At 44.5% G+C, this 26651-nt stretch carries 35 protein-coding genes; all 35 read right to left on the reverse strand.

The genetic code is table 11. The features are described 5' to 3' along the window. Positions 1–18: 18 nt before the first annotated feature. Entirely contained in the window at positions 19–645 is a 627-nt protein-coding gene (gene rpsD, locus HQM15_04400; GenBank protein MBF0492002.1) for a 30S ribosomal protein S4, read from the reverse strand. Continuing rightward, positions 645–1085: a 30S ribosomal protein S11 gene (gene rpsK / locus HQM15_04405; GenBank protein MBF0492003.1), complete on the reverse strand. Its 441-nt coding sequence runs from the start codon at positions 1083–1085 to the stop codon at positions 645–647. Before rpsK ends, rpsD begins: the two co-directional genes overlap by 1 nt. A 28-nt stretch (positions 1086–1113) precedes the next feature. After that, the gene (gene rpsM / locus HQM15_04410) at positions 1114–1497 is read right to left on the reverse strand and encodes a 30S ribosomal protein S13 (GenBank protein MBF0492004.1); all 384 of its coding nucleotides are present in this window, start codon (positions 1495–1497) and stop codon (positions 1114–1116) included. Between the two features lie 32 nt (positions 1498–1529). Further along, positions 1530–1643 carry a 50S ribosomal protein L36 gene (gene rpmJ, locus HQM15_04415; GenBank protein ID MBF0492005.1) on the reverse strand — a complete coding sequence of 38 codons (114 nt, stop codon included), beginning with the start codon at positions 1641–1643 and terminating at the stop codon, positions 1530–1532. Positions 1644–1673: 30 nt separating this feature from the next. Further along, complete coding sequence (infA, locus tag HQM15_04420; protein MBF0492006.1) at positions 1674–1892, reverse strand: translation initiation factor IF-1; 219 nt, start codon at positions 1890–1892, stop codon at positions 1674–1676. A 40-nt stretch (positions 1893–1932) separates the two neighbouring features. Beyond that, entirely contained in the window at positions 1933–2682 is a 750-nt protein-coding gene (gene map / locus HQM15_04425) for a type I methionyl aminopeptidase (GenBank protein ID MBF0492007.1), read from the reverse strand. A 2-nt stretch (positions 2683–2684) separates the two neighbouring features. Next, positions 2685–3347 (reverse strand): adenylate kinase, encoded by a 663-nt coding sequence (locus tag HQM15_04430; GenBank protein ID MBF0492008.1) that lies wholly within the window; start codon positions 3345–3347, stop codon positions 2685–2687. 1 nt (position 3348) lies between these two features. Continuing rightward, entirely contained in the window at positions 3349–4641 is a 1293-nt protein-coding gene (secY, locus tag HQM15_04435) for a preprotein translocase subunit SecY (GenBank protein MBF0492009.1), read from the reverse strand. Between the two features lie 3 nt (positions 4642–4644). Then, positions 4645–5103: a 50S ribosomal protein L15 gene (rplO, locus tag HQM15_04440; GenBank protein ID MBF0492010.1), complete on the reverse strand. Its 459-nt coding sequence runs from the start codon at positions 5101–5103 to the stop codon at positions 4645–4647. Further along, the gene (gene rpmD, locus HQM15_04445; protein MBF0492011.1) at positions 5100–5393 is read right to left on the reverse strand and encodes a 50S ribosomal protein L30; all 294 of its coding nucleotides are present in this window, start codon (positions 5391–5393) and stop codon (positions 5100–5102) included. The genes rplO and rpmD overlap by 4 nt, the downstream gene beginning before the upstream one ends. Position 5394: 1 nt before the next feature. Then, positions 5395–5880 carry a 30S ribosomal protein S5 gene (gene rpsE / locus HQM15_04450; GenBank protein ID MBF0492012.1) on the reverse strand — a complete coding sequence of 162 codons (486 nt, stop codon included), beginning with the start codon at positions 5878–5880 and terminating at the stop codon, positions 5395–5397. A 5-nt stretch (positions 5881–5885) separates the two neighbouring features. Continuing rightward, positions 5886–6239: a 50S ribosomal protein L18 gene (locus tag HQM15_04455; GenBank protein ID MBF0492013.1), complete on the reverse strand. Its 354-nt coding sequence runs from the start codon at positions 6237–6239 to the stop codon at positions 5886–5888. Positions 6240–6242: 3 nt separating this feature from the next. Continuing rightward, complete coding sequence (rplF, locus tag HQM15_04460; protein MBF0492014.1) at positions 6243–6797, reverse strand: 50S ribosomal protein L6; 555 nt, start codon at positions 6795–6797, stop codon at positions 6243–6245. Positions 6798–6802: 5 nt separating this feature from the next. Further along, entirely contained in the window at positions 6803–7198 is a 396-nt protein-coding gene (gene rpsH, locus HQM15_04465) for a 30S ribosomal protein S8 (protein MBF0492015.1), read from the reverse strand. Between the two features lie 16 nt (positions 7199–7214). After that, positions 7215–7400, reverse strand: a complete 186-nt coding sequence (locus HQM15_04470; GenBank protein MBF0492016.1) for a type Z 30S ribosomal protein S14 — start codon at positions 7398–7400, stop codon at positions 7215–7217. Positions 7401–7477: 77 nt separating this feature from the next. Then, on the reverse strand, positions 7478–8023 hold the full coding sequence (gene rplE / locus HQM15_04475) for a 50S ribosomal protein L5 (GenBank protein MBF0492017.1): 546 nt from the start codon (positions 8021–8023) through the stop codon (positions 7478–7480). Positions 8024–8036: 13 nt separating this feature from the next. After that, positions 8037–8369: a 50S ribosomal protein L24 gene (locus HQM15_04480; protein MBF0492018.1), complete on the reverse strand. Its 333-nt coding sequence runs from the start codon at positions 8367–8369 to the stop codon at positions 8037–8039. Between the two features lies 1 nt (position 8370). Continuing rightward, a complete protein-coding gene (gene rplN / locus HQM15_04485; GenBank protein ID MBF0492019.1) occupies positions 8371–8739 on the reverse strand; it encodes a 50S ribosomal protein L14 in 369 nt (122 codons plus the stop codon). Positions 8740–8741: 2 nt separating this feature from the next. After that, a complete protein-coding gene (rpsQ, locus tag HQM15_04490) occupies positions 8742–9005 on the reverse strand; it encodes a 30S ribosomal protein S17 (GenBank protein MBF0492020.1) in 264 nt (87 codons plus the stop codon). A gap of 14 nt (positions 9006–9019) precedes the next feature. Continuing rightward, positions 9020–9205, reverse strand: a complete 186-nt coding sequence (gene rpmC / locus HQM15_04495) for a 50S ribosomal protein L29 (protein MBF0492021.1) — start codon at positions 9203–9205, stop codon at positions 9020–9022. Further along, positions 9195–9617: a 50S ribosomal protein L16 gene (rplP, locus tag HQM15_04500; GenBank protein MBF0492022.1), complete on the reverse strand. Its 423-nt coding sequence runs from the start codon at positions 9615–9617 to the stop codon at positions 9195–9197. The genes rpmC and rplP overlap by 11 nt, the downstream gene beginning before the upstream one ends. A gap of 12 nt (positions 9618–9629) precedes the next feature. Beyond that, positions 9630–10274, reverse strand: a complete 645-nt coding sequence (gene rpsC, locus HQM15_04505) for a 30S ribosomal protein S3 (GenBank protein ID MBF0492023.1) — start codon at positions 10272–10274, stop codon at positions 9630–9632. A 2-nt stretch (positions 10275–10276) separates the two neighbouring features. After that, a complete protein-coding gene (rplV, locus tag HQM15_04510; GenBank protein ID MBF0492024.1) occupies positions 10277–10615 on the reverse strand; it encodes a 50S ribosomal protein L22 in 339 nt (112 codons plus the stop codon). A 15-nt stretch (positions 10616–10630) separates the two neighbouring features. After that, a complete protein-coding gene (gene rpsS, locus HQM15_04515) occupies positions 10631–10918 on the reverse strand; it encodes a 30S ribosomal protein S19 (GenBank protein ID MBF0492025.1) in 288 nt (95 codons plus the stop codon). 12 nt (positions 10919–10930) lie between these two features. Beyond that, positions 10931–11761 carry a 50S ribosomal protein L2 gene (rplB, locus tag HQM15_04520; protein ID MBF0492026.1) on the reverse strand — a complete coding sequence of 277 codons (831 nt, stop codon included), beginning with the start codon at positions 11759–11761 and terminating at the stop codon, positions 10931–10933. Further along, the gene (locus tag HQM15_04525; GenBank protein ID MBF0492027.1) at positions 11761–12051 is read right to left on the reverse strand and encodes a 50S ribosomal protein L23; all 291 of its coding nucleotides are present in this window, start codon (positions 12049–12051) and stop codon (positions 11761–11763) included. Before HQM15_04525 ends, rplB begins: the two co-directional genes overlap by 1 nt. Next, on the reverse strand, positions 12051–12665 hold the full coding sequence (gene rplD, locus HQM15_04530; GenBank protein MBF0492028.1) for a 50S ribosomal protein L4: 615 nt from the start codon (positions 12663–12665) through the stop codon (positions 12051–12053). The genes HQM15_04525 and rplD overlap by 1 nt, the downstream gene beginning before the upstream one ends. Before the next feature lie 17 nt (positions 12666–12682). Continuing rightward, entirely contained in the window at positions 12683–13339 is a 657-nt protein-coding gene (gene rplC / locus HQM15_04535) for a 50S ribosomal protein L3 (protein ID MBF0492029.1), read from the reverse strand. A gap of 125 nt (positions 13340–13464) precedes the next feature. Next, a complete protein-coding gene (rpsJ, locus tag HQM15_04540) occupies positions 13465–13788 on the reverse strand; it encodes a 30S ribosomal protein S10 (protein MBF0492030.1) in 324 nt (107 codons plus the stop codon). Between the two features lie 87 nt (positions 13789–13875). After that, entirely contained in the window at positions 13876–15081 is a 1206-nt protein-coding gene (gene tuf / locus HQM15_04545) for an elongation factor Tu (GenBank protein MBF0492031.1), read from the reverse strand. 61 nt (positions 15082–15142) lie between these two features. Next, a complete protein-coding gene (fusA, locus tag HQM15_04550; protein MBF0492032.1) occupies positions 15143–17224 on the reverse strand; it encodes an elongation factor G in 2082 nt (693 codons plus the stop codon). Positions 17225–17231: 7 nt separating this feature from the next. Next, entirely contained in the window at positions 17232–17702 is a 471-nt protein-coding gene (rpsG, locus tag HQM15_04555) for a 30S ribosomal protein S7 (protein MBF0492033.1), read from the reverse strand. A gap of 30 nt (positions 17703–17732) precedes the next feature. Next, positions 17733–18104, reverse strand: a complete 372-nt coding sequence (locus HQM15_04560; GenBank protein ID MBF0492034.1) for a 30S ribosomal protein S12 — start codon at positions 18102–18104, stop codon at positions 17733–17735. 158 nt (positions 18105–18262) lie between these two features. After that, the gene (gene rpoC, locus HQM15_04565; GenBank protein MBF0492035.1) at positions 18263–22384 is read right to left on the reverse strand and encodes a DNA-directed RNA polymerase subunit beta'; all 4122 of its coding nucleotides are present in this window, start codon (positions 22382–22384) and stop codon (positions 18263–18265) included. A gap of 98 nt (positions 22385–22482) precedes the next feature. Further along, positions 22483–26592: a DNA-directed RNA polymerase subunit beta gene (gene rpoB, locus HQM15_04570; GenBank protein MBF0492036.1), complete on the reverse strand. Its 4110-nt coding sequence runs from the start codon at positions 26590–26592 to the stop codon at positions 22483–22485. Between the last annotated feature and the right edge of the window lie 59 nt (positions 26593–26651).

The following is a 26651-nucleotide window of genomic DNA, read 5'->3' on the forward strand; positions in this document are numbered from 1 at the left end:
ATTTGATCTCTTGAAATCTTATTTAGAATATAATTCAACGATGAGCTGCTCTTGAATAGGCAAAGTAAGATCAGAACGCTGTGGAAGCGTTTTTACAACACCCTTAAAATTTTGCTTATCCAATTCCAACCAGGAAGGAATTCCTCTACGGTCAACCGATTCGATGGCCTGAACGATACGAGCCACCTTACGGCTATTTTCTTTCACTTCCACCAAATCGCTAGGACGACAGATGTAAGAAGGAATATTCACTTTTTTGGTGTTTACCGTAAAATGCCCATGCCTCACCAGATGCCTGGCCTCCGCTCTCGAGTTTGCAAAACCAAATCGGTACACCATGTTATCCAGACGCGATTCCAAATCGAGTAACAAATTCTCACCCGTCACACCTTTTTTGCGATCAGCTCTTTGAAAGGCAAGTCGGAAAGGACGCTCGAGTATACCATAAATTCTTTTCACCTTTTGCTTTTCACGAAGCTGAGTCCCATACTCGGACTTCTTGGTACGCCCTTGCCCATGCTGTCCGGGCGGATAAGCACGACGATCTATCGCACACTTTTCAGTATAACAACGATCGCCTTTCAAAAACAACTTCATGCCTTCCCGACGACAAAGCTTACAAACTGAATCTGTATACCTAGCCATTACACTCTTCTCCTCTTAGGGGGTCTGCAACCATTGTGAGGAATAGGGGTTACATCCCGAATCATTGTTACCTTTAAACCTGCCTGAGCCACTGCCCTTAACGCAGATTCTCTGCCACCACCTGGGCCATTGACATAAACGGTCACCGTCCTTAGACCATGTTCCATAGCCTTTTTCACTGCATCTTCAGAAGCAATCTGGGCCGCAAAAGGAGTGCTCTTTCTAGAGCCCTTGAAACCTTTTGAACCCGCAGAGGACCAAGACACAACATTGCCCGAAACATCCGTCACCGTAATAATGGTATTATTAAAACTGGCTTGAATATGAACAAGACCAACCGACAATTGTTTTTTATTTTTCTTTCTTTTTGGAGCTTTGGCTGCGGCTTCCTTTTTTTCTTCCGGGGCAGCACTGACTTCAGTAGATTTTGTAGAACCCATAGTTTTTCCCTAAAAAATAACGAGTGAATTATTTACCGCTTGGAGCCTTCTTTCGACCTGCTACCGTCTTGCGGGGACCTTTTCGGGTCCTTGAGTTGGTCTTCGTCCTTTGACCTCTTACAGGAAGACCCTTACGGTGCCTCGTTCCACGATAGGCGCCCAAATCTTGAAGCCGTTTAATACTCAACCCGACTTCACGGCGCAAATCCCCTTCCACTTTAAAATTGGAATCCATATATTCGCGAATCTTCGCGATATCGGCATCCGTCAATTTCTCTGCACGAAGGTTTGGATCAATACCTGTTGCTTCTAAGATTTCTTTACAACGGGACCGCCCTACCCCAAAAATATAGGTTAAAGCAATCTCCATTCTTTTCTTCGAAGGAATATCAACACCGGCTATACGTGGCATAAATTATCGATGTGTAGGTCGTATCCTACACATTACCCTTGTTTCTGTTTGTGTCTTGGATTTTCACAAATAACCCGAACGGTACCTGACCGTCGAATCACCTTACATTTAGGACATATTTTTTTGACAGAGCTTCTGACTTTCATAGTGGGTCTCTTTTAAATCTAGGTTCAAATTTATTTAGCACGATAAATAATTCTTCCCCGCGTTAGATCATAGGGAGACAGCTCTACTTTCACTCGATCACCAGGAAGAATCTTGATGAAATGCATCCGCATCTTCCCCGATATATGAGCCAATATCTTGTGGCCATTTTCGAGTTGCACCCTAAACATGGCATTTGGGAGCGGCTCTGTTACCACTCCTTCAACTTCAATACAATCTTCTTTTGACACTGTTGTTAAATTCCTTTCGTTTCAAACCCCAGGTTTGAAACTAAAACATACTTAAAATCTCGGGGCCATTTTCGGTAACGACAACGGTATGTTCAAAATGCACCGATAAACCTTTGTCTTTTGTAATGACCGTCCAACCATCCTCTAAAGTTTTAACCTCATGCGTCCCTTCATTGATCATGGGCTCGATGGCAAATACCATCCCCGCCTTCAAACGAAACCCAGTTCCTGCCTCGCCATAATTGGGCACCTGAGGTTCCTCATGCAACTTTGTCCCTATGCCATGCCCCACATAATCTCGAACAACCGAATAACCATGAGCTTCCACATAAGTCTGTATAGAGGCTCCAATATCAAACAACCTTTTTTTAGGAAGCATTTGCTCAATGCCCTTAAAAAGGCTTTCCTGCCCAACTTTCAAAATTCTGGCAGCTCTTTCGGATACCTCTCCTACTGCATAAGTATAAGCGGCATCTCCATAATAACCCTCGATCATAGCTCCGCAATCCACTCCAATCACATCTCCCTCCTTCAAAATACGTTTGGAAGAAGGAATTCCATGCACAACCTCATGATTTATGGAAGTGCACAAAGTAGCCTGATAACCCATGTAGCCCTTGAAGGCTGGACTCGCGCCTGCTTCACGGATACACCGCTCAGCCACCTGATCAAGTTCTAAGGTAGAGACACCGGGCCGAACATACTCCTTTATTTTTAAAAGAACCTGGGCCACTACTTTGGAGGCCTTTTTAATCTTCTCAATCTCCGCCGCTGATCGAATAACAACCATAGCTAAGAATGGCCTTGTGATCTGCTTTCTAAAATCTTTTCAATCTTTTTTAAGATCAAGGCCACTTCACCACTCCCATTGATAGATTCCAGTATTTTTTCCTGTTTATAAAAATTAATTACTGGCTGAGTTTTGTCTACATAAACTTTTAATCGCTGTCGGATGGTGCGCTCCTGATCATCATCACGCTGAAAAAGTTTTGAAGCACAGACATCACAAACTCCCTCTTGCTTTGGAGGGCTATACAATACGTGATAGGCCTTCTTGCACTTTTCACACTGCCTTCTTCCAGTCAGACGAGCCACCAATTCTTCTTCATTCACTTCAATATTAACCACACAATCTATTTTTTTACCCTGGGCTTTCAACATTTCCTTCAAGGCGGATGCCTGTTCCAAGGTCCTTGGGAAACCATCTAAAATAAAACCCTTATTACAATCCTTCTGCTTCAAACGTTCGTCCATCAAACTCACTATCACCGAATCTGGAACCAGTTTACCTTCAGACATGAACTTTTCAGCTTCCAGCCCCAAAGGGCTCTTTGCTGTTCTTGCCTCTCTCAGCATGTCCCCCGTAGAAATTTGAGGAATACCGTAAATCTGCTGAACTTGTTGTGACTGGGTCCCCTTACCAGCACCCGGAGGCCCAAAAAAAATCAGATTCAACTTAACCTCTCCTCCCTTTAAACTTTCCTGCCTTCTGACCTAAAAATCCATCATAATGATGACTCAGAAGATGAGACTCCATTTGGGCTACGGTATCCATGGCCACCCCTACAATGATAAGAATGGAAGTCCCTCCAAAAACAGAAGCCAAGGTACGAGGTATTCCAAAATGATTCATCAATAGTTCGGGTAACACACAAATCGCTGCTACATAAACTGCACCCCCTAAAGTAATGCGAGTTAACACTCTATCAATGAAATCCGAAGTAGGTTTTCCGGGCCTTACACCGGGAATAAAACCCCCATTTTTACGCACATTGTCTGCCACATCTACGGGGTTAAAGGCCACAGCTGTATAAAAAAAAGCGAAGAAGATAATCAAAAACACATAAAGAAAAGTATGCAACCAACCACTGGTCAGAGAAGTCGCAATCCTCTGAAAAAACTCCACATGAAAAAATTGCGCAATCGTCGCAGGAAATAAAATAAGAGAAGACGCAAAAATGGGCGGAATAACTCCAGCCGTATTTATTTTTAGAGGCAAATGCGTGGTCTGTCCTCCAAACATTTTTCTACCTACTACTCGCTTGGCAAAACTAATAGGAATCCTTCTTTGACCGCGTTCACAAAAAGCAATGAGTGCAATGACCACAGCAATAAAACCAAGAAGCAGCAAACAAGTAAATCCAGTTTGAGTTTTTAAAGCATCTCGGAATGCAGAGGGGATTCGTGCAACAATTCCAGAAAAAATAACCAAAGAAATTCCATTGCCTATACCGCGTTCCGTAATTTGCTCTCCCAACCACATCACAAAACTCGTCCCCGCTGCCAAGGTGAACATGCTTGTAAAACAGAAAAGGATGCCTCCCTCGCCCGGCAACAAAACCCCTTGCCGTTCCAGTCCATAACTAAAGCCAAAACCTTGAACCAAGGCCAAGACCACAGTGCCATAGCGTGTGTACTGGGTAATTTTTTTACGCCCTTGCTCGCCCTCTTTTTGCAACTTTTCAAGACTGGGAATCACGACAGTCAAAAGCTGCATAATAATGGAGGCACTGATGTAGGGCATAATGGAAAGTGCAAAAACCGAAAATTTTTCGAAAGCACCCCCTGAAAATAAATTGATAATTTCAAAGATCGTCCCTTGAGACAAAAACTTTTTTAATGCCACTGGATCTATCCCTGGGGTAGGTATAAAGCAGCCCAAACGATAGACAGCCAACATCATCAACGTAAACAGAATACGCTTCTTTAACTCCGGGATTTTTGTAATATTTCCAAGACTGGTCGACACAGATTATTGGCCTTTTACCTGGAGAAGTTCTACGGTTCCGCCACTTTTTTGAATCTTCTCAGCGGCGCTTTTTGAAAACTGGTGGGCCTTAACTACTAGAGAATGCGGGAGTTCCCCTTCGCCCAAAATTTTAAGAGGCAATTGTTTCTTCCGCACTAGACCTTTTTTCAATAAAGCATCTAGATCGACTACAGCCCCAGAAGAAAACTGGGCCAACTCCCCCACATTAACTATATTAAATTCCACTCGAAAAGGATTATGAAAGCCTCGCTTGGGAACACGCCTCGACAAGGGCATTTGCCCCCCTTCGAAGCCTGCTTTATGAAATCCACCCGACCTTGCATGCTGCCCTTTATGGCCTTTGGTCGAAGTCCCCCCATGACCGCTGGAATCTCCTCTTCCTAGTCTTTTTTTCTTTTTATTCGCGCCCGGAGGACTTTCTAAACAAGATAACCAGTTCATTTCTTCACCTTGGCTGTTTTTTTCTTTTTTGTTTTCGCTTTTACTTCACCCAAAACATATTCGGGATTTGAATGAAACGCCGTGACAGGCTCTTTTTCCTCTAACGAAGTCACAGGTTCTACTTTTAAAAGATAAATTACATTTTGAATCATCCCCCGTACAGCAGGTGTATCTTTCAAAATACGGGATTGATGCCGATGCCCCAGGCCCAAGGCCTTTACGGTTCTCTTGTGGTTTTCAGGAGTGGCAATCACTCCTTTTTCGAGGGTAATACGAATTAAACCAGACATGTTAAACCGCCTTCTTTAATGCTAAATACTTTTCAGGAATTTTCATTCGGACAAGACCATCAAAGGTTGCTTTGACCACGTTGTGCGGATTGTTTGTACCAATACACTTGGTCAGGATATCGTGAACGCCCACCGCTTCTAACACTGCACGAACAGCCCCCCCGGCAATCACCCCGGTACCAGCCGATGCGGGCTTTAAAAGCACTCGTGCTGAACCAAAACGACCTATGATTTCATGGGGCAACGTCGCCTCTTTTAAAGGGACCTTAATTACGTTTTTACGCGCCTGCTCTCCCGCCTTACGAATGGCTTCGGGAACTTCTTTTGCTTTTCCCAAGCCAGCCCCCACATGGCCATTCGCATCACCTACCACTACCAAGGCACTGAAACTAAATCGCCGTCCACCCTTTACTACTTTTGCGGTACGGCTAATGTTAACCACACGTTCCGTAAGTTCCAATTCTGAGAAGTTGTTTTTTTCTTTCATGACAATTAGAATTCGAGTCCTTTTTCTCGTGCTGCGTCAGCCAAGGCTTTAACGCGGCCATGGTAAATGTATCCGTTACGATCAAACACAACTTTTTTAATTCCTTTTTCCAAAGCCAAGTTCGCCAGGAACTCTCCCACTTTTTTTGCAGCACTTACATTTCCCCCACTAGTTCCAAAAGCCTTGGAAGCGGAAGAGAAGGACACCAAGGTTTGTTGCTTGGCATCATCAATAATTTGCGCATAGATATGGTTCAGACTGCGGAACACCGAAAGCCGAGGCCTTTCGGTGGAGCCCAACACCTTCTTTCGAATACGCTGTTTTCTCTTTAATCGTGATTTAAGCTTTTGAAGTGACATATGCTATTTCCCTTTTGAACCACCCGCTGCAGATTTACCGGCCTTACGTCTTACAGTTTCATCCGAGTAACGAACTCCCTTGCCCTTGTAAGGTTCGGGGGGCTTTACCCCTCTTACTTCTGAAGCAACCTGTCCCACTAATCTTTTATCGGCCCCTGTGATAGTAATGTGGGTTTGCTTTTCAACAATAATTTTAATCCCCTGAGGAATTGGATAATTAACAATATGGGAAAAACCTAAGGTTAAAGAAAGATCCGAACCTTTAATTTCAGCCCTGTAACCCACCCCACTGATATCCAGTTCTTTTTTAAAACCCTCGGAGACCCCTTTCACCAAGCCCTGAATAATAGCCCGTGTTAGGCCATGATTGGCTCGCGCTACACGGCCATCATTGGCACGCTTCACCAAAATTTCTTTTTCAGAAATGTCCAATTGAACTTCCGTGGGCAAATGCAAAGATAACTTTCCCAAAGGCCCTTCAACCCAAACATCTCCTTGGTTGACCTGCACCTTAACTTTCGCGGGTAGAACTATAGGTTGTTTTCCGATTCTTGACATAATAATCACCAAATTGTGCAAACAATTTCGCCACCTAATTTAGATTCCTTCGCTTTTTTATCGCTCATTACACCCTTTGAGGTAGAAATAATGGAGAGGCCTAAGCCTCCCAAAACCGGCTTTAAAGCATCGCAATGGGCATAAACTCTTCTCCCAGGCTTAGACACCCTCTTCAGAAAAGATATCATCGGTTCTTTTTGAGACCCATATTTCAACGTCACGACAATACGAGATTTATTCGCCTCTGAAATAACACTCACGGACCTCACATACCCCTCTTCTTCTAGAACTTTCAGAACACCCAATTTAAAGAGTGAATGAGGCAATTCAACCCGCTCATGTTTTGAACCTACCGCATTTCGAATTCGGGTTAGCATATCCGCTACTGGATCTGTCATCATAAAATAAACTCCCTTATTACCAGCTGGCTTTCATCACTCCAGGGATTTCTCCTCGTCTAGCCAGCAACCTGAAACACAAACGACACATTTTGAACTTTCTAAGAAAAGCGCGAGGCCTTCCACACAGCGGACAACGATTATATCCCCGAACAGAAAACTTGGGACTACGTTTTGCTTTCACCATTAAAGACGTCTTAGCCATAACTCTTACTTTCTTTTTCAGGAACTTTCTGATTGGGATGAGATGCAAAACGAAGCAGATCGCCCAATCAGAAAGTTCTAATTACGAAAAGGCATTCCTAAAGCCCTGAGCAAAGCACGGGCCTCATCATCCGTTTTTGCATTCGTACAAAAGGTAATATTCAAGCCTCGAATTTTTTCAACTCGATCATAGTTAATTTCCGCAAATATGATTTGCTCGGTAATGCCCATCGTATAATTTCCGCGTCCATCAAAAGACTTTGCAGACACGCCCTTGAAATCGCGCACACGAGGAAGTGCCACATTGACGAGACGATTAAAAAACTCAAACATCTTCTTTTTTCTCAAAGTGACACAAGCCCCTATGGCTTGCCCCTCACGCAATTTAAAGGCGGCGATTGATTTCTTGGCACGGGTAATAACGGGTTTCTGTCCCGTTATTTGGGCAATTTCCGCGGCAGCAGAATCTAAAACCTTTGCATTTTGTGTCGCTTCGGAAATCGAGGTGTTCACTACAATCTTCAGTAGCTTTGGGATCTGCATGACATTCTTGTATCCCAAATCCTTCATCAACTGTGGCACTACCTGCTTTTTATAATATTCTTCAAAAACACTTGTAGACATAATGAGATCCAAACTAATTAATTGAGGGAATAACCCCACTGCACTTTTTACAAACTCTTTGTTTTTTACCATCCACAATTTTACTCCCCACACGCACACCTCTATTACACTTGGGGCAAACCAAAAGTAGATTGGTTAAATGAATACCCAATTCCTTTTGGACAATCCCCCCCTGGCGATTTGCTGCATTGGGTTTTTTATGAACTTTAACCACATTCAATTTTTCCACTACCGCCCGTTGCTGACTCACAAGAACCTTTAAAACCTTACCGGTTTTACCCTTTTCTTTTCCAGTCAAAACGGAAACCTGGTCATTTCTTCGGATATTGGTTTTTTCAGCCAGCATTTTATAAGACCTCCGGAGCAAGTGAGATAATCTTCATAAATTTCCTAGCTCTCAGCTCTCGTGCCACGGGACCAAAAATACGAGTCCCCAATGGCTCTCCGTTTGCGTCTACCAAGACAATGGAATTTTCATCGAAGGAAATATAAGAACCATCTGTGCGCCTAATTTCTTTTTTTGTGCGAACGATCACACCTTTTTTCACATCCCCTTTTTTCACCTTACCTTCGGGCAAGGCCTCTTTTACAGAAACCACGATGATATCACCCACGCTGGCGTATCGACGACGCGAACCACCCAGAACCTTGATGCACATCAATTTCTTTGCACCGGTATTGTCTGCTGAATTTAAGACAGATAACATCTGGATCATAATTATGCCGCTGCCTTTCTAAGAACACCCTTCAATCTCCATCGCTTTGTTTTCGACAAAGGACGACTCTCAATAATCTCAACCTGATCCCCAGTTTTAGAAGTATTTTGCGGATCGTGAATTTTGTAATTTTTGGTTCTCTTGTAGTATTTCTTAAAAACGGGATGTAACACAACTCGATCGACTGCTACCACACGAGTCTTATCCATTTTGTCTGAAACCACTACACCCACTCTGATTTTCTTGTTTTCTTTCTTCTTTTCCATTACCCACACCTTCATTATTGTTTAGAGCGCAAAACGGTCATTGCTCTCGCAACATTTTTTTTAAGCTCCGATAAACGGTGGGTTTTTTCCAATTGCCCCGTCGAATGCTGGAGCTTCAACTTAAAAAGCTCTTCTTTCGATTCTCCCACCCATATTTTAAGATCACTTTCAGATTTATTTCTCAATTCATCAGGCGTCACGGTAGTTCTCCCTTGCCACAAATTTGGTTTTTAAGGGTAATTTATGAGCTGCAAGCGTCAGGGCCTCTTTAGCCATCTCAGTCGTCACCCCTTCCATCTCATAAAGGATTCTTCCAGGCTTTATGACGGCCACCCACTCTTCAGGATTCCCTTTTCCCTTACCCATGCGGGTTTCTGCAGGTTTCTTGGTAACAGGTTTGTCGGGGAAAATCCGAATCCAAATCTTTCCACCCCTTTTAACAAAACGAGCAATTGCAATACGGGCAGCTTCAATCTGACGACTGGTAATCCTTCCACATTCCACAGATTGTAAAGCAAAGTCACCAAAGCTTAAATTACAACCGCGATAAGCCTTACCTCTCATCTTCCCCTTTTGTTGCTTTCTATATTTAACACGAGCGGGCATTAACATATTCAAATCTCCCTAAGCGGCAACCTTATCTTTACTAAAAATTTCACCTTTAAAAATCCAAACCTTTACGCCGATAATCCCGTAAGTGGTATGAGCTTCAGCAAAACCGAAATCGATGTCTGCCCTTAAGGTATGCAGGGGCACACGCCCCTCTCGATACCATTCTACGCGAGCAATTTCAGAGCCACCCAAGCGTCCCCCCACCTGAACTTTAATACCAGCCGCACCCATCTTTAGTGCAGATTGGACCACTCTTTTCATAGCGCGTCGAAAAGCAACACGTCGTTCCAATTGTAATGAGACATTTTCAGACACCAATTGAGCATCCAGCTCCACTTTGCGAACTTCCTGGATGTCCAAAAAAACTTCATTCTTGGTCAATTTTTGCAAATCAGCACGGAGCGCATCAATTCCAGCCCCTTTTTTCCCGATAACGAGACCAGGTCTGGCCGTATGAATAATAATTTTTACCTTGCTTGCGGCCCTTTCAATCTCAATCTTCGCAACACCAGTAGTGTAAAGCTTTTCCTTAATAATCTTCCTAAACTTAATATCTTCGTGAACCAGGTCCGCGTAGTTTTTTTGGCTATACCATTTGGACAACCAAGGCTTGCTTATACCGACACGAAATCCGTAAGGATGAACTTTCTGTCCCATTTTTATTTCTCCGCTAAAACGACAGTAATATGACTAGTACGTTTAAGAATTGGTGATGCTGACCCTCTTGCCCGGGGAAGTGACCTTTTTAAAGTAGGGCCCTGATCCACATAAAGAGTGTTGACGTGCAATTTATCTACATCCACGCCTCCCTTGTGGTTTGCATTAGAGAGAGCAGACTGTATCAATTTCATCAAGTCCCTGGAACAGCCTCGTTTGGTAAAACGCAAAAGGTCTATTGCTTCCTGAACTTTTTTTCCACGAACTAAATCGCAAACCAAACGAACCTTCCGTGGAGATACCCTCAGATGACTTATTTTTGCTTTAATTTGATTTGCCATAATGAAAACCCAAAATTATTTTGCCCCTTCAGCCTTCACTTTTCGATCTCCTGAATGCTGAACAAAGGTCCGTGTCGGGGAAAATTCACCAAACTTGTGCCCCACCATATTCTCAGTTACAAAAACCGGAATAAATTTTTTCCCATTGCTCACAGCAAAGGTAAAACCAACAAATTCTGGAACAATGGTAGAACGTCTGGACCAGGTTTTTACCACCTTCTTGGTATTCGCCTCCACCATTCGATTGACCTTCTTCGCTAAACTATCATCTACAAAAGGACCTTTTTTTAATGAACGTGCCATAGTTAAACCTGCTTATAATTTTGCCCAACGGTCTTTCACAATAAATTTGTCAGTTCGTTTGTTATTACGAGTTTTAAATCCCTTAGAAGGTTGCCCCCAGGGACTCTGAGGGTGATTCCCTCCCTTACTTTTACCTTCACCCCCACCATGAGGATGATCCACGGGGTTCATCGCCACACCTCTTACAGTAGGACGCACACCTTTCCAACGTGTACGACCGGCCTTGCCCGCCGCTATATTTTCATGCTCCGCATTACCGATTTCACCAATAGTCGCCCTGCATTCTAAAAGAACCTTCCTCACCTGTCCCGAAGGAAGCTTCACCATCGCATAAGCACCCTCTTTAGCCATCAACTGTGCATAAGTCCCCGCACTACGGGCCATTTGGCCGCCTTTACCCACTTTAAGTTCGATATTACAGATATTCGTCCCTACAGGGATGTTTTTGATCTTAAGAGAATTGCCCGGCAGAATATCCGCTTTTTCGGAAGACACAATTTGAGAACCCACTCTAATATTATTGACGGCTAAAACATAACTCTTCTCACCATCTGAATAATTCAATAAAGCAATATGAGCACTTCGATTTGGATCATACTGCAAACTCGCTACCTTTGCCGGAATGTCGATCTTCTCCCGCTTAAAATCAATCAAGCGATATTTTCTTTTATGCCCACCACCAATATGACGAGTGGTGATATGACCCATATTATTTCGGCCACCGGTTTTAGAGAGGCTTTCGAGTAAAGCCTTAGAGGCCTTCACCTTGCTTAAGCCCGAATAATCTGCCCCACTCATCCCTCGTCTACCAGGAGTTACTGGATTATATTCTTTAATAGCCATTAGGATACACCTTCAAAAAATTCAATTTTCTGACCCTGTTTTAGAGTAACGATCGCCTTTTTCCAATTAGACCTTCTACCAAAATTTCTTCCGACTCGCCTTGTTTTACCCCGAACATTGAGCGTGTGAATATCAAGAACATCCACTTTAAACAAAGACTCCAACGCTTCGCAAATCTGATATTTATTCGACTTTGGATCGACCTCAAAAGAATAGCGATTCATCAATTCTTTTTGAGCCGAACTCTTCTCTGTAACAAGCGGACGCTTAATAATTTGACTGAGGTTCATTAGACTAATCTCCCTTCAATCTTGCTTAAAGCATCCTGGGTAATAACCAAATAGTTGTAGCGCAATATATCGTAAACATTCAAACCTTCAGCCCTCAACACCTTAAAATGAGCTAAATTACGAACCGATTTCTCTAGCTTTTCATTTTTTTCATTCACCACAAGCAAGGCCTGGTTTAGCCCCAAATTTTTAAAGTACTCCAAGGCCTTTTTGGTTTTGATTTCTCCGAAAGAAAATTGATCTACCACCTTCACAAGCCCCTCTTTCGTTTTGAGAGCAAGGGCGGATTTCAAGGCCTGTCGGCGTGAAGAAGAAGGCATACGATAAGAATAGTCACGAGGAAGAGGGCCAAAAGCCTGACCTCCACCTGCGAAAATAGGAGCTTTTATATCCCCATGTCGGGCATTCCCTGTCCCTTTTTGACGATAAATTTTCCGAGTAGAACCTCTTACATTCGATCGTGTTTTTGTGGAAGCAGTCCCCGAGCGGCGAGTCGCCATCTGCATCTTCACATATTCCCAAATAAGCGCCTTATTTACTTTACCTTGAAAAGGCTGAGGCAACTCCAACTGGGAAAGCTTCTTCCCTTCTTGATTCAATACATCGATAGCCATGTTCACTAAGAGCGCCGTTAAACCTGCGCATCTTCCTTCCTTTGTTCAAAATCTTTACATTGATTACGAATAACGACGTATCCTTCATTCGCCCCCGGCACCGACCCCTGAACAAATAACAAATTTTCTTCAGGCCGAATTTCCATAAGCTCAAGGTTTTTAATTGTGACCTGTCTATCACCCATATGCCCAGGAAGTTTCATGTTCTTGAAGACTTTTCCAGGATAAGTACGCTGACCAATGGAACCCGTGGTACGGTGAAAACCAGAGCCGTGTGTCTTAGGTCCACCCGCCTTATGGTGTCTTTTGATGACCCCCTGAAAACCCTTACCTTTAGAAACACCGGTCACATCCAAAAAATCACCCGTCTTGAATCGCCTTGAGGAAATCACATCCCCCACATTGAAAGAATCTTCCTTTTCAACACGGAATTCCTTGAGCAGACGATAGGCCTTTTGCTCTTTCTTTTGAAAATGCCCCTTTAAGGCCTTATTTAGCTTTCTAAACTCCACCTCGTCAAAACCCAATTGAACGGCGCTGTACCCTTCTTTTTGCTGAGTTTTCTTTTGAATCACCACGCAGGGCCCCGCTTGTAAAACGGTGACAGGGATAGAACGACCGTCTTTGGTGAAAATTTGGGTACAACCAATTTTTTTTGCCAGAATTCCAGCCATACAATCAATTCCTTCATTCACTCCTCCTCTTAAGCTAAGAGGAGGATGGGAGGAGTTATGATCAATTTGCATCCAATTGCCATAACGCCCCCTGACCCCTCTTAGCTTAAGAGGGGGAATTTATATCAAACCATTTTAATTTCAACCTCAACACCTGCGGACAAATCGAGCCTCATCAGGGCATCTACTGTCTGCTGGGTAGGATCCAGAATATCCAAAAGTCTCTTGTGTGTTCTGATCTCAAACTGCTCTCGTGATTTCTTATCTCCGTGGGGAGAACGCAAGACCGTATAGCGCTCAATTTTCGTCGGCAGGGGGATAGGACCCGCAATGCGTGCTCCTGTTCTTTTTGCCGTTTCAAAAATCTCTCCGGCAGATTGATCTAGCAGACGGTGATCAAACGCCTTTAAGCGAATACGAATTTTTTGACCTTGATATTCTTGAACCATAATTGAACAACAGTTGTCAGCTGTCAGTTGTCAGTTGTCAGAAGCAAATTCTAAAACTGGCACCAGAAAGCCGACTCTCTGCAAAAACTACGCAATAATTTCTGTAATAACGCCCGCACCCACCGTTCGACCACCCTCGCGGATCGCAAATCGCAATTCCTTTTCCATCGCGATAGGTGTGATCAATTCCACTTCAACCGCCAAGTTATCTCCAGGCATTACCATTTCTACGCCTTGAGGAAGCTTCACTACACCAGTGACGTCCGTGGTACGGAAATAAAATTGAGGACGGTATCCATTAAAGAAAGGAGTGTGACGACCCCCCTCATCTTTGTTTAAGATATAAATTTCAGCCTTAACCTTGGTGTGAGGAGTAATAGAACCCGGCTTGGCACAAACCATTCCTCGCTCCACTTCTTCTTTCTTTGTACCGCGAAGAAGTAACCCAACGTTATCGCCTGCACGACCCTCATCCAGCAACTTTCGGAACATTTCAACCCCAGTCACAACGGTTTTCTGGGTTGGACCAAAACCGACAATTTCAATTTCCTCACCTACTTTTATAAGGCCCCTTTCAATACGACCCGTCACTACGGTTCCACGACCCGAAATACTAAACACGTCTTCAATGGGCATAATGAAAGGCTTATCGATAGGTCTTTCAGGAACAGGGATATAGGAATCCAAAGCATCAAACAGTTTCTGGAAAGCAGGGACACCCAACTCTCCTGTGTCTCCCGCCAAGGCCTTGGTAGCACTTCCACGAATAATAGGAATATCGTTTCCAGGAAATTTATATTGGGTGAGTAATTCGCGAACCTCAAGTTCAACCAGATCTACCAACTCATTGTCGTCGACCAGATCTACTTTATTGATAAAGACAACGATGTAGGGAACACCCACCTGACGCGCCAAAAGAATGTGCTCACGCGTCTGGGGCATAGGCCCATCCACAGCGGAAACAACCAGAATTGCGCCATCCATTTGAGCCGCACCCGTGATCATGTTTTTGACATAATCTGCATGTCCAGGACAATCCACATGGGCGTAATGTCTCTCTTTGGTTTCATACTCAACGTGGGAAGTGGCAATAGTAAGAATTTTGGTAGGATCACGACGCCCCTGAGATTCGGAGGCTTTGGCCACCTCGTCATAAGGGACATACTTTGAATAACCTAGAGTGCTAGCAACTTTGGTTAATGCGGCAGTCGTCGTGGTTTTACCATGATCGACATGACCAATTGTTCCAACGTTTACATGCGTTTTTTTTCGTTCATATTTTTCTTTTGCCATACTAAATTCCTCCTCTTATCTTTTTAATAAGCCTTTTTATAATAAACATCCCACAGCTAAATTAATAAAACCTACCCGTCAATCGCCCCACTATTTCCTCGGAAATAGCCGCGGGCACCACATCGTAATGATCAAACTGCATACTAAATGTAGCTCTACCTTGAGTTTGAGACCTTAGGTCTGTTGCATAACCAAACATATTTGCCAAGGGCAATTGAGCATCAATTACTTGATACATCGCTCTCATCTCTGTTTTTAAAATCCTACCTCGTCGCGAACTCAAATCCCCCGCTACTGCTCCAAAAAAATTTTCCGGTAAAACAACCTCCACGTTCATTATGGGCTCTAGGAGAAGCGGACCAGCAAGCTTACAAGCCTCTTTAAAACCTATGGACGCTGCTATTTTAAAGGCCATCTCAGAGGAATCCACCTCATGAAACGAGGCGTTGAAGAGAGTCACCTTCACGTCAACCACTGGATAACTAACAAGCACCCCATTATCCAGTGATTCTTCTACCCCCTTTTTTATAGCCGGCAAATACTGACTGGGGATCAAACCCGGCACCAACTCATCGACAAACTGAAAACCTTTTCCTCTTTCAAGGGGTTCAACCCTCAAACAAACATGACCATAATGGTTTCTTCCACCCGTCTCGCGAATATATTTTCCTTCCACTTCAACCTTTTTTTGAATCGTCTCTCTATAGGCAACTTGAGGCTTCCCAATATTTGCCCCCACCTTAAATTCACGCAGAAGCCTATCTACAATAATCTCCAAATGGAGTTCACCCATACCAGAGATCAGGGTTTGCCCTGTCTCTTCGTCTATTCTTACCCGAAAAGAAGGGTCTTCCATCGAAAGCCGCTGAAGCGAAACGGCCAACTTTTCCTGGTCTGCTTTGGTCTTAGGCTCTATCGTGATAGAAATAACAGGTTCTGGAAATTCTATTTTTTCTAACAAGATTGGATTTGCTTCTTCGCACAAGGTATCGCCTGTGGTCGTAAATTTCAAACCCACCGCCGCCACAATGTCCCCCACTACCGCCTCAGCAAGATCTTCCCGCTTATTCGCATGCATTCGAAGCAGGCGACCAATTCTTTCTTTTCTTCCCTTTGTAGAATTGTACACATGCGACCCCGAACTTACTTTACCAGAATAAACCCTAAAATAAGTCAAGGTCCCCACAAAAGAATCTGACATGATTTTAAATGCCAGCGCAGAGAAAGGGGCATCAGGATCGGCCAACCTTGTTTCCAGCTCTTCAGAATCTCTAGATAAAACCCCTTTCACAGGAGGAACATCCAAAGGGGAAGGCAAGAAATCAACCACCGCATCCAAAAGCTGCTGAATTCCTTTATTCTTGAAGGAAGCCCCGCACAAAACCGGCGTAATCTTCAGAGATAAAGCTGCCCGCCTCGCCACTTCCAAAATCAAATCGTTCTGGATTTCGGCACCACTCAAATATAGATCCATCAGGTGATCATCGTGCTCAGATAAGGACTCCAATAATTTCTCACGGTATTTCAGAGAAACAGCCTTAAGCTCACCGGGGATATCTACCACCGCAAAGCGTTCTCCCAAGGTCTCTTCTTCAAATTCCAAGGCCTTCATTCTAACCAAATCCACAACTCCCTTAAATGAATCTTCAGAACCCCAAGGGATTTGAAAGCACACTGGATTAGCCCCAAGACGCTCCACCATCATCGTCACCACCCGGAAAAAATCTGCGCCAATCCGATCCATCTTGTTCACAAAAGCAATCCGCGGAACATGATATTTATTTGCTTGCCGCCACACCGTTTCAGATTGGGGCTCAACCCCTCCTACAGAGCAAAACACCCCAATCGCACCATCCAATATTCTCAAAGAACGCTCTACTTCTATCGTAAAATCAACATGACCCGGTGTATCAATAATGTTTATACCACAATCTCTCCAACAACAACTTGTCGCAGCAGAGGTAATCGTAATCCCTCTTTCCTGCTCCTGAAGCATCCAGTCCATGATCGCAGTACCCTCATGAACCTCACCCATCTTATGGGAAACCCCCGTATAGTATAAGATACGCTCTGTGGTAGTCGTCTTCCCTGCATCAATATGGGCCATAATGCCAATATTGCGTATCTTGTCTAAGCGAGACATATTTTATTTACCAACGATAATGCGCAAAGGCCCTATTCGATTCAGCCATTTTATGAACATCTTCCTTTTTCTTAATGGAAGCCCCACGGTTATTGAGAGCATCCAAAATCTCCATCGCTAAACGCTCTCTCATGGTTTTTTCTCCACGACTACGGGAATAAGCCACCAACCAACGCAGCCCTAAAGAAACACGGCGATCGGGACGAACCTCCATCGGAACCTGATAAGTTGCCCCCCCCACACGCCGAGAACGAACCTCCAAAACCGGCTTCAAATTATCCAGGGCCTGCTTAAAAACCTTCAAAGGTTCATCGTTTGCTTTTTCCTGAAGAATGTCAAAAGCACCATAGACCACTTGCTCCGCCAAACTCTTTTTCCCTTTTTCCATCAGCTTGGTCACAAGTTTCGAAACCAATTTATCGTGAAACTTAGGATCTGGAATGACTTTACGTTTTGTTGCAGGACCTTTTCTCGACATGACAACCTCAAAAAATATTTGACTTAAAAATTATTTGGCTTTTTTTGCACCGTATTTAGAACGACTTTGCTTACGTTTCGCCACACCCTGAGTATCCAAGGCCCCACGAATTGTATGATAACGAACCCCCGGGAGATCTTTCACACGACCTCCGCGAATCAGCACTACAGAATGCTCCTGAAGATTATGACCTTCTCCTGGAATATAACTACTCACTTCCGTATTATTCGTAAGGCGAACACGAGCGACTTTTCGCAGTGCAGAGTTGGGTTTTTTGGGAGTACTGGTATAAACACGAACACAAACCCCTCTTTTTTGAGGACAAGACTGAAGCGCGGGAGATTTTGTTTTCCACTCTGCTTGTTGACGACCGCTTCGAACAAGTTGATTAATCGTTGGCATAGCCGTACTTTCCCTTTATGAAAACGCTCTAAATTTTTACTAAATTCACTTGAAATTCCAACAGGTTAAAAGATAAAACCTGGTGAAAGAAAAAACGAGGGCGTTAGATAGCAAATGCTTTTTTTTATGTCAATTGAATTGACTCACCTAATAAAAAATTATGCGCTCAGACTGACTAATTTCGTTTCTTCGTCATCTTGCTCGACCACATCATTCACCTTAAGACGCATTTCACGATACTTCTTTAAACCCGTACCCGAAGGGATCAAACGCCCCATAATGACGTTTTCTTTGAGTCCTTTGAGAGTATCTATCTTTCCAATAATGGCTGCCTCGGTAAGTACACGAGTGGTCTCCTGGAAGGATGCCGCAGAAATAAAGCTCTCTGTAGACAAGGAGGCCTTAGTGATTCCCAAGAGCAAGGGCTCGCCTATTGCCGGCTTATGCCCCTTCTTTTTCATCGCCTCATTTTCCTTTTCAAAAATGCTTTTTTCCACCTGTTCATCAATCAAGAACCCTGTGTCCCCAGGATGTTTTATGCGAATACGCCGCAGCATCTGGCGAACGATCACTTCAATGTGTTTGTCGTTAATTTTAACCCCCTGCAAGCGGTATACTTCCTGAATTTCATCGACCAAGTATTTAGCCAGGGCCTTTTCACCCAGCACTTTCAAAATATCATGAGGATTTGCAGAGCCATCCATCAAAGGCTCGCCGGCCTTTACCCCATCCCCTTCTCGCACAGCGACATGCCTACCTTTTGCGACGAGATATTCTTTAGATTCACCCACTTCAGGGGTAATGAGGATCTTGCGTTTTCCTTTGGTATCTTTACCGAAGCTAACTACCCCATCAATTTCGCTGATAATGGCGGATTCTTTGGGTTTGCGGGCTTCGAACAATTCGGCCACACGAGGAAGACCCCCGGTGATATCCTTGGTTTTGGTCGTTTCACGAGGGATTTTTGTAATGACATCTCCCGCTTGGACCTGCTCCCCTTCTGCCACAACGATGTTGGCACCAATAGGAAGCAGATATCGCGCCTCAGTATTTGAATTGGGTAATCGACGGGTGTTTCCCTTCTCATCCTTAATGGAAACACGAGGGCGTAAATTCCCTTTGGATTTGGACTCAATAACCACCTTACGCGACAAACCAGTCACTTCATCCACCATTTCTTGGATGGTTGCCCCTTCTAAGAGGTCTCCATATTTTACAATCCCATTCACTTCCGTCAGGATAGGAATCGTGTAAGGATCCCATTCGGCAAGCAGAGTCCCTGCCGCCACTTTTTGTCCTTCTTTTACAAATAGTTTTGCTCCATAAATCAAACTATAGCGTTCACGTTCTCGACCCGAATCATCCACAATAGCAAGTTCCCCATGGCGGTTCATTACGGTCAGACTTTTTTCCTTATTCTGAACCGTTACCACGTTGATGAAGACTACTTTACCTTCATTGCGATTGTCTAAGGCAGATTGCTCCGCTCGTCTGGAAGCGGTTCCCCCAATGTGAAAGGTACGCATGGTGAGCTGGGTTCCGGGTTCACCGATGGATTGGGCTGCGATAACTCCCACCGATTCCCCTAAATTAACCGATTGCCCTCGGGCAAGATCACGACCGTAACATTTGATACAAACGCCGCGAGGCGATTGACAGGTAAGAGGGGAACGGATCTTTACTTTTTCTACCCCTGCTTCCTCAATTAAATTAACTTTCTCTTCGTCAATTTCTTCTCCAGACTTAAGGAGGACTTTATTGGTAAAAGGATCCCGAATTTCTTCCAGAGCCACTCGACCCAAAATACGATCTCCGACGGGTTCAATCACTTCACCCCCTTCAACCAGAGGCGTCATGACAATACCGTCCATCGATTCACAATCTCTCTCGAACACCACCATGTCCTGGGCCACATCCACCAAGCGGCGAGTGAGATACCCGGAGTTGGCTGTTTTTAAGGCCGTGTCGGCCAGTCCTTTGCGGGCTCCGTGAGTAGAAATAAAATATTGAAGCACGGTGAGACCTTCGCGGAAATTTGCGGTGATGGGAGTTTCAATAATTTCACCAGAAGGTTTGGCCATCAAACCGCGCATACCGGCCAGCTGACGCATCTGCTGAGCGGATCCGCGGGCACCCGAGTCGGCCATGATGTAAACGGAGTTGAAAGAAGGAACAATTTTCTTGTTTCCCTTATCGTCGCTCACCTCTTCGACGCTGAGTTCTTTCACCATTTCATTAGCAATGTATTCGGTAGTTCTGGCCCAGATATCGACAATTTTATTATAACGTTCCCCTTGAGTGATGAGCCCTTCCAGATATTGATCTTCCACTTCCTTCACTTCTTTATTGGCTGATCCAATGTGTTTTTCCTTACCCGAAGGGATGAGCATATCATCGATACAAATAGAAATTCCGGCCTTACAGGCGAATGAGAATCCCATGGACTTGAGACGATCGGCCAGCAGGACAGTTTCTTTATCTCCGCATTGGCGATAGGTCAGATCTACCAACTCGGCGATGGCTTTTTTGTCCATGACTTTATTGATTTTTTGAAAGGAAATGCCGGAAGGAACAATCTCACTCAGCAAAACGCGACCCACAGTCGTTTCAACCAAAGTAGCATTCATGCGTACTTTAATATGGGCGTGCAATTCAATCTCCCCGCTATCATACGCAATACGGACTTCTGAGGGACCCGAAAAGATTTTTCCTTCCCCTTTTGCAAACACTTTTTCACGTGTAAGATAGTAGAGGCCCAGAACCATATCCTGGGTGGGAACAATGATGGGCTTGCCATTTGCGGGAGAAAGGATGTTGTTGGTACTCATCATGAGCACCCGAGCTTCAATTTGGGATTCCAAAGAAAGTGGAACGTGGACAGCCATTTGATCCCCGTCGAAGTCGGCATTGAAAGCTGCACAGACCAGAGGATGCAATTGAATGGCCTTACCCTCAATGAGTATGGGTTCAAAGGCCTGAATTCCAAGGCGATGCAGAGTGGGTGCACGGTTCAACAAGACAGGATGTTCTTTAATCACTTCTTCGAGCACATCCCAAACTTCTGGCTTCTGTTTCTCAACCATCTTCTTCGCACTCTTGATGGTAGAAACATAGCCCTTCTGCTCCAGTTTTCCATAGATAAAAGGCCGAAACAATTCTAACGCCATGATTTTAGGCAGACCACATTGATGTAATTTTAATTCAGGCCCCACGACGATGACGGAACGACCGGAATAATCGACACGTTTACCGAGCAAGTTCTGACGGAAACGGCCTTGCTTCCCTTTGATCATATCGGAAAGAGAACGAAGAGGGCGTCGATTAGGACCCGTAAACACCTTGCCACGGCGACCATTGTCAAACAAGGCATCGACCGCTTCCTGCAACATGCGTTTTTCGTTACGAATAATAATTTCAGGGGCAGACAATTCCATGAGCCGTTTTAACCGATTATTTCGGTTGATGACGCGGCGGTACAAATCGTTCAGATCACTGGTCGCAAAACGCCCCCCTTCGAGAGGAACCAAAGGACGCAAATCGGGAGGGATCACGGGAACAACTTCCATCATCATCCACTCGGGCCTGTTGCCGGATTCTTTCAAAGCCTCAATTACTTTTAAGCGTTTGGAGAGTTTCTTTTTGACGGTCTCCGAAGAGGTCTTTTCAATATCTTTTCGCAATTTCTTAGAAAGCTCCACAAGATCTAATTTCTTAAGCAGCTCTAAAATAGCTTCCCCACCCATCTTCGCCACGAATTGACCTGGACCAAAATCTTCCAGGGCCTTTTGATAGCGGTCTTCCGAAAGAACTTCTGCTTCGGTCAACTTGGTGGTGCCTGGATCTAGCACAATGTGAGATTCACAATAGAGAACTTTCTCTAAATCTTTGAGGGTCAAATCCAACACGGTTCCAATACGGGAAGGCAAACTCTTCAAAAACCAGATATGCGCCACCGGGGTCGCCAAATTGATATGCCCCATCCTTTCGCGACGCACTTTGGATTGAATGACCTCCACCCCACATTTTTCACAAACAATTCCCCGATGCTTCATGCGTTTGTATTTGCCGCAATTGCATTCATAATCTTTCACTGGACCGAAAATCTTTGCGCAAAAAAGACCATCTCGTTCGGGCTTGAACGTACGGTAGTTGATGGTTTCCGGTTTCTTGACTTCCCCATGAGACCAGGAGCGAATCTTTTCAGGTGAAGAAAGAGAAATTTTTATCCCTGTGTAGCAAAGAGGATTTTTAGGTTTTTCGAAAAAGGCTTGAATATCCAAGGGACTTCACTCCTTCAAATAGTGAGAGCGTCTGGAAACTAAAAGACTATTTAATTTCCAGACCCTTCACATTTAAAATAAAAATGACAAAGCGTAACTTAATTATTCTCTAAAAGTTCAGCATTAAGAGCTAAACTTTGAAGTTCTTTGATCAGAACATTGAACGATTCCGGTAATCCTGGATCCAACGTATGCACGCCCTTGACAATAGATTCGTACATGCGCGTACGACCAATGACGTCATCGGATTTCACTGTAAGGAACTCTTGCAAGGAATAGGCAGCCCCATAAGCCTCGAGGGCCCAGACTTCCATTTCTCCCAGACGCTGACCCCCGAATTGAGCCTTACCGCCTAGAGGCTGCTGAGTCACCAACGAATAAGGGCCAATGCTTCGAGCATGGATTTTATCATCCACCAAATGATGGAGTTTTAAAATGTACATCACCCCCACGGTAACGGTTTGCTCGAAGGCCTCTCCCGTACGGCCATCAAAAAGGACCATCTGACCCGAAGTAGGCATGTCGGCCAGATGCAGCATATTTTTGAGCTCTTCTTCTTTGGCACCGTCAAAGACAGGAGATGCCGTGTGCACACCACCTTTTCCCAGTTTTCCCGCAAGCACTCTCAGCTCAGCATCCGAAAGAGAATCTAGATAGACATCTACCTCTTTGGAAGAGTAGATTTTTTTCAGAAAAGACTTCATACTCTCCCTGTCGTATTTCTGATCAATCATTCGTTGGATCTTATGCCCCAAATTGAGCGCCGCCCAACCCAGATGCACCTCTAAAACCTGCCCAATATTCATTCGCGAAGGAACTCCCAAAGGATTGAGTACCAAGTCGACAGGAATTCCATCTTCGGTGTAAGGCATGTCTTCGAGCGGAACAATTCGGGAGATAACTCCTTTGTTCCCATGTCGACCGGCCATTTTATCACCCACAGAAATCTTACGTTTGATGGCGACATACACCTTGATCATCTTGATGACACCGGGAGGAAGGTCATCGCCTTTTTTGAGCTTATTGATTTTTTGATCATAAACCATTTTCACAAAATCAATTTGCTCTTCGGTGGCATCGATTATTTCCTGGATCTCATTTTCCAGATCTTCTCCGCCTGAGACCGTGATCTCAGACCATTTGTCCATGGGAATACTCAGGAGAACGGCCTCCGTAATATTTTTACCCTTCGCCAAGTAAACCTTTTCCAGTTTTTCATCCACCACTTTACTGGTGGCCACTTTCCCTACCAACAAGGGCTTCAACTTCTTGATGGCCGATTCCTGGATAATTTGAATTTCATCCTGAAGGTCTTTATGCAATTTGGTAGTGTCTTTGTCTTGAATATCTTTGGCACGCTCATCCAGTTCGGCCCCTTCCCGAGAAAAGACCTGGGCATCGATGACGGTGCCTGCCACGCCCGGAGGAACACGCAACGAGGTATCTTTTACATCTCCTGCTTTTTCACCGAAAATGGCACGAAGCAGTTTTTCTTCGGGGGAAAGCTGAGTTTCACCTTTGGGAGTAATCTTACCCACCAAAATATCGCCCGGTTTTACCTCGGCACCAATCCGAATAATGCCCGACTCATCCAGATCTTTCAGGGCTTCTTCGCCCACATTGGGAATATCGCGAGTAATTTCTTCTTTGCCCAACTTGGTGTCACGCGCCACACATTCAAATTCTTCAATATGAATGGAGGTGAAGATGTCGTCCGCCAATAATTTTTCAGAAATCAAAATAGAATCTTCAAAGTTGTAGCCCCCCCAAGGCATAAAGGCGACGACAACGTTTTGACCCAAAGCGAGCTCGCCCTCTTCGGTGGCAAATCCGTCTGCGATCACCTGACGCGCCTTTACTTTATCTCCCACTTTTAAAATAGGCTTCTGGTTGATGCAGGTATTCTGGTTGGATCTTTTGAACTTGATAAGATTATAAATATCCACTTCGGAGCCCACTTCTTTGGAAGAAGTGCGATCTGCTTTTACGACTATACGAGAAGCCTCAACGGTTTGAATGACCCCATCCCGTTTTGCGATCACAGTCACTCCAGAATCTTGAGCCACTTTTCCTTCAATGCCAGTTCCGACAAGAGGAGAAAAGGTACGAAGCAGTGGAACGGCCTGACGCTGCATGTTGGCACCCATCAAGGCTCGGTTCGCATCGTCGTGCTCCAGAAAAGGAACCAGAGAAGCCGCAATAGAAACCAGCTGATTGGGAGAAACATCCATGAAATTAACATCACGAGGTTGTGCATTCACAAATTCGCCATTTTTTCGGCAAGAGACCAGATCACTCTGGAAAACTCCTTTGGCATCCAGCAAGGCATTGGCCTGCGCAATGTAGAAACCTTCTTCTTCCAAGGCAGAAAGATAAACGACCTCTTCACTGACACGTCCCTCTTTTACCTTGCGATAAGGCGTTTCAATAAATCCATAAGGATTGACCCTTGCGTAAGTAGACAAAGAGGCGATCAAACCAATATTTGGACCTTCAGGGGTTTCAATGGGACAGATACGTCCATAGTGGGTGGCATGAACGTCGCGGACTTCAAAGCCTGCTCGTTCGCGTGTTAGCCCGCCTGGCCCCAGAGCAGAAAGACGACGCTTGTGGGTCACTTCCGACAGGGGATTGGTTTGATCCATAAACTGGGAAAGCTGGGAAGAACCAAAAAACTCTTTCACCACCGCAGAAACCGGTTTGGGATTGATGAGATCGTGGGGCATGAGGGTTTCAATTTCCTGCAAACTCATGCGCTCTTTGATGGCGCGCTCCATACGAAGCAAACCCACCCGGAACTGGTTTTCCAACAACTCCCCTACCGCTCGAACACGTCGGTTGCCCAAGTGATCGATATCATCTACCTGACCAAAACCATCTTTTAAATTCACCAGGTAACGGACGGTTTCCAAAATATCCTCGCGACGAAGAGTCGTCACTTCCAGAGGCACATCGAAAGAAAACTTGTGATTGATTTTCAAACGACCCACTTTAGACAGGTCGTAGCGTTCAGGATTAAAAAATAAATTCTCAAAAAAGTTCCTGGCAGTTTCAGGAGTAGAGGGATCTCCTGGACGAAGACGCTTGTAAATATCGGCAATGGCCTCTTCCACATTTTTCACTTTATCCACTGCCAAGGTATTCCGAATGTAAGGACCGATATTCAGGTTATCGATGTACAACAGCTCCAATCCTTCAATCTTGCAGCCTTTTATTTCTTCAAACTTTTTGTCGGTGAGGACTTCATTGCAAGCCAGAATAATTTCACCCGTTGCAGGATCAATCACGTCGCGGGCTACCGGGCGCCCTATAATTTCATCAAGAGAAACAGGAATTTCTTTAATTTTGGCATTTCCCAAACGTTCCAAGGCCTGCTTGGTATATTTTTGCCCTTTCCGGACAAGGATTTCATCGGTCTTGGGATGCCGAATTTCCCGGGGAGCCCTCTGAAAAGAAAGCAGCTCGGGCACGACGGTCTTAAAAAGGTTTTTTCCTTCGAAACGAATCCCTTCCGTTTTATAGAAGAAATTTAAAATTTCTTCTTCACTTAATCCCAAGGACTTGATCAGGACTGTTGCAGGCATTTTTCGGCGGCGATCGATGCGCACATAGAGAATATCTTTGGGATCAAATTCAAAATCCAACCAGGAACCACGATAAGGAATTACGCGAGCCGAAAATAATATTTTTCCAGAGGCATGGGTCTTCCCTTTGTCATGCTCAAAAAAAATACCAGGAGAACGATGCAACTGAGACACCACCACACGCTCGGTCCCATTAATAATAAAGGTGCCGGTATCGGTCATAAGCGGAATCTCACCAAAATAAACTTCTTGCTCTTTGACATCCCGAATAGAGCGGGCGCCCGTGTCTTCATCCACATCCCATACCACCAAACGCACCACTACTTTAAGAGGAGCTGCATAGGTCATTCCACGTTCGCGACACTCCCCCACTTCGTAGGAAGGATTTTCAAAGTGAAAACTCACAAACTCTAAAGAGGAAGTGTTGTTAAAATCACGAATTGGAAAAACGCTCTTGAATGCCGTCTGCAAACCCGAATCTTCTCGCTCTTCAGGAGAAACCCCAATTTGTAAAAACTTTTCGTAAGATTGCTTCTGCAGTTCAATAAGATTTGGAATATCAATGACGTTTTTAATTCGGGAGAAATTTCGTCTTAAACGCTGAGTGTGTGTCAGGGTAGACATTAGAGGACCTCTTCCAGAAAATTTAATGCAATACTTAAAGACAATAGGGGTGAGTTAAA

It is taken from the genome of Deltaproteobacteria bacterium (assembly GCA_015233135.1).
In the GTDB taxonomy this organism is placed as follows: Bacteria; UBA10199; UBA10199; order JADFYH01; family JADFYH01; genus JADFYH01.

Excerpts from the sequence above, each read along its gene's own strand:
- rpsD (MBF0492002.1), bottom strand. The coding sequence starts at position 645 with ATGGCTAGGTATACAGATTCAGTTTGTAAGCTTTGTCGTCGGGAAGGC.
- rpsK (MBF0492003.1), bottom strand. The coding sequence starts at position 1,085 with ATGGGTTCTACAAAATCTACTGAAGTCAGTGCTGCCCCGGAAGAAAAA.
- rpsM (MBF0492004.1), bottom strand. The coding sequence starts at position 1,497 with ATGCCACGTATAGCCGGTGTTGATATTCCTTCGAAGAAAAGAATGGAG.
- rpmJ (MBF0492005.1), bottom strand. The coding sequence starts at position 1,643 with ATGAAAGTCAGAAGCTCTGTCAAAAAAATATGTCCTAAATGTAAGGTG.
- map (MBF0492007.1), bottom strand. The coding sequence starts at position 2,682 with ATGGTTGTTATTCGATCAGCGGCGGAGATTGAGAAGATTAAAAAGGCC.
- rplO (MBF0492010.1), bottom strand. The coding sequence starts at position 5,103 with ATGAACTGGTTATCTTGTTTAGAAAGTCCTCCGGGCGCGAATAAAAAG.
- rpmD (MBF0492011.1), bottom strand. The coding sequence starts at position 5,393 with ATGTCTGGTTTAATTCGTATTACCCTCGAAAAAGGAGTGATTGCCACT.
- rpsE (MBF0492012.1), bottom strand. The coding sequence starts at position 5,880 with ATGAAAGAAAAAAACAACTTCTCAGAATTGGAACTTACGGAACGTGTG.
- HQM15_04455 (MBF0492013.1), bottom strand. The coding sequence starts at position 6,239 with ATGTCACTTCAAAAGCTTAAATCACGATTAAAGAGAAAACAGCGTATT.
- rplF (MBF0492014.1), bottom strand. The coding sequence starts at position 6,797 with ATGTCAAGAATCGGAAAACAACCTATAGTTCTACCCGCGAAAGTTAAG.
- rpsH (MBF0492015.1), bottom strand. The coding sequence starts at position 7,198 with ATGATGACAGATCCAGTAGCGGATATGCTAACCCGAATTCGAAATGCG.
- HQM15_04470 (MBF0492016.1), bottom strand. The coding sequence starts at position 7,400 with ATGGCTAAGACGTCTTTAATGGTGAAAGCAAAACGTAGTCCCAAGTTT.
- rplE (MBF0492017.1), bottom strand. The coding sequence starts at position 8,023 with ATGTCTACAAGTGTTTTTGAAGAATATTATAAAAAGCAGGTAGTGCCA.
- HQM15_04480 (MBF0492018.1), bottom strand. The coding sequence starts at position 8,369 with ATGCTGGCTGAAAAAACCAATATCCGAAGAAATGACCAGGTTTCCGTT.
- rplN (MBF0492019.1), bottom strand. The coding sequence starts at position 8,739 with ATGATCCAGATGTTATCTGTCTTAAATTCAGCAGACAATACCGGTGCA.
- rpsQ (MBF0492020.1), bottom strand. The coding sequence starts at position 9,005 with ATGGAAAAGAAGAAAGAAAACAAGAAAATCAGAGTGGGTGTAGTGGTT.
- rplP (MBF0492022.1), bottom strand. The coding sequence starts at position 9,617 with ATGTTAATGCCCGCTCGTGTTAAATATAGAAAGCAACAAAAGGGGAAG.
- rpsC (MBF0492023.1), bottom strand. The coding sequence starts at position 10,274 with ATGGGACAGAAAGTTCATCCTTACGGATTTCGTGTCGGTATAAGCAAG.
- rplV (MBF0492024.1), bottom strand. The coding sequence starts at position 10,615 with ATGGCAAATCAAATTAAAGCAAAAATAAGTCATCTGAGGGTATCTCCA.
- rpsS (MBF0492025.1), bottom strand. The coding sequence starts at position 10,918 with ATGGCACGTTCATTAAAAAAAGGTCCTTTTGTAGATGATAGTTTAGCG.
- rplB (MBF0492026.1), bottom strand. The coding sequence starts at position 11,761 with ATGGCTATTAAAGAATATAATCCAGTAACTCCTGGTAGACGAGGGATG.
- HQM15_04525 (MBF0492027.1), bottom strand. The coding sequence starts at position 12,051 with ATGAACCTCAGTCAAATTATTAAGCGTCCGCTTGTTACAGAGAAGAGT.
- rplD (MBF0492028.1), bottom strand. The coding sequence starts at position 12,665 with ATGGCTATCGATGTATTGAATCAAGAAGGGAAGAAGCTTTCCCAGTTG.
- rplC (MBF0492029.1), bottom strand. The coding sequence starts at position 13,339 with ATGGCTGGAATTCTGGCAAAAAAAATTGGTTGTACCCAAATTTTCACC.
- rpsJ (MBF0492030.1), bottom strand. The coding sequence starts at position 13,788 with ATGGTTCAAGAATATCAAGGTCAAAAAATTCGTATTCGCTTAAAGGCG.
- tuf (MBF0492031.1), bottom strand. The coding sequence starts at position 15,081 with ATGGCAAAAGAAAAATATGAACGAAAAAAAACGCATGTAAACGTTGGA.
- fusA (MBF0492032.1), bottom strand. The coding sequence starts at position 17,224 with ATGTCTCGCTTAGACAAGATACGCAATATTGGCATTATGGCCCATATT.
- rpsG (MBF0492033.1), bottom strand. The coding sequence starts at position 17,702 with ATGTCGAGAAAAGGTCCTGCAACAAAACGTAAAGTCATTCCAGATCCT.
- HQM15_04560 (MBF0492034.1), bottom strand. The coding sequence starts at position 18,104 with ATGCCAACGATTAATCAACTTGTTCGAAGCGGTCGTCAACAAGCAGAG.
- rpoB (MBF0492036.1), bottom strand. The coding sequence starts at position 26,592 with ATGTCTACCCTGACACACACTCAGCGTTTAAGACGAAATTTCTCCCGA.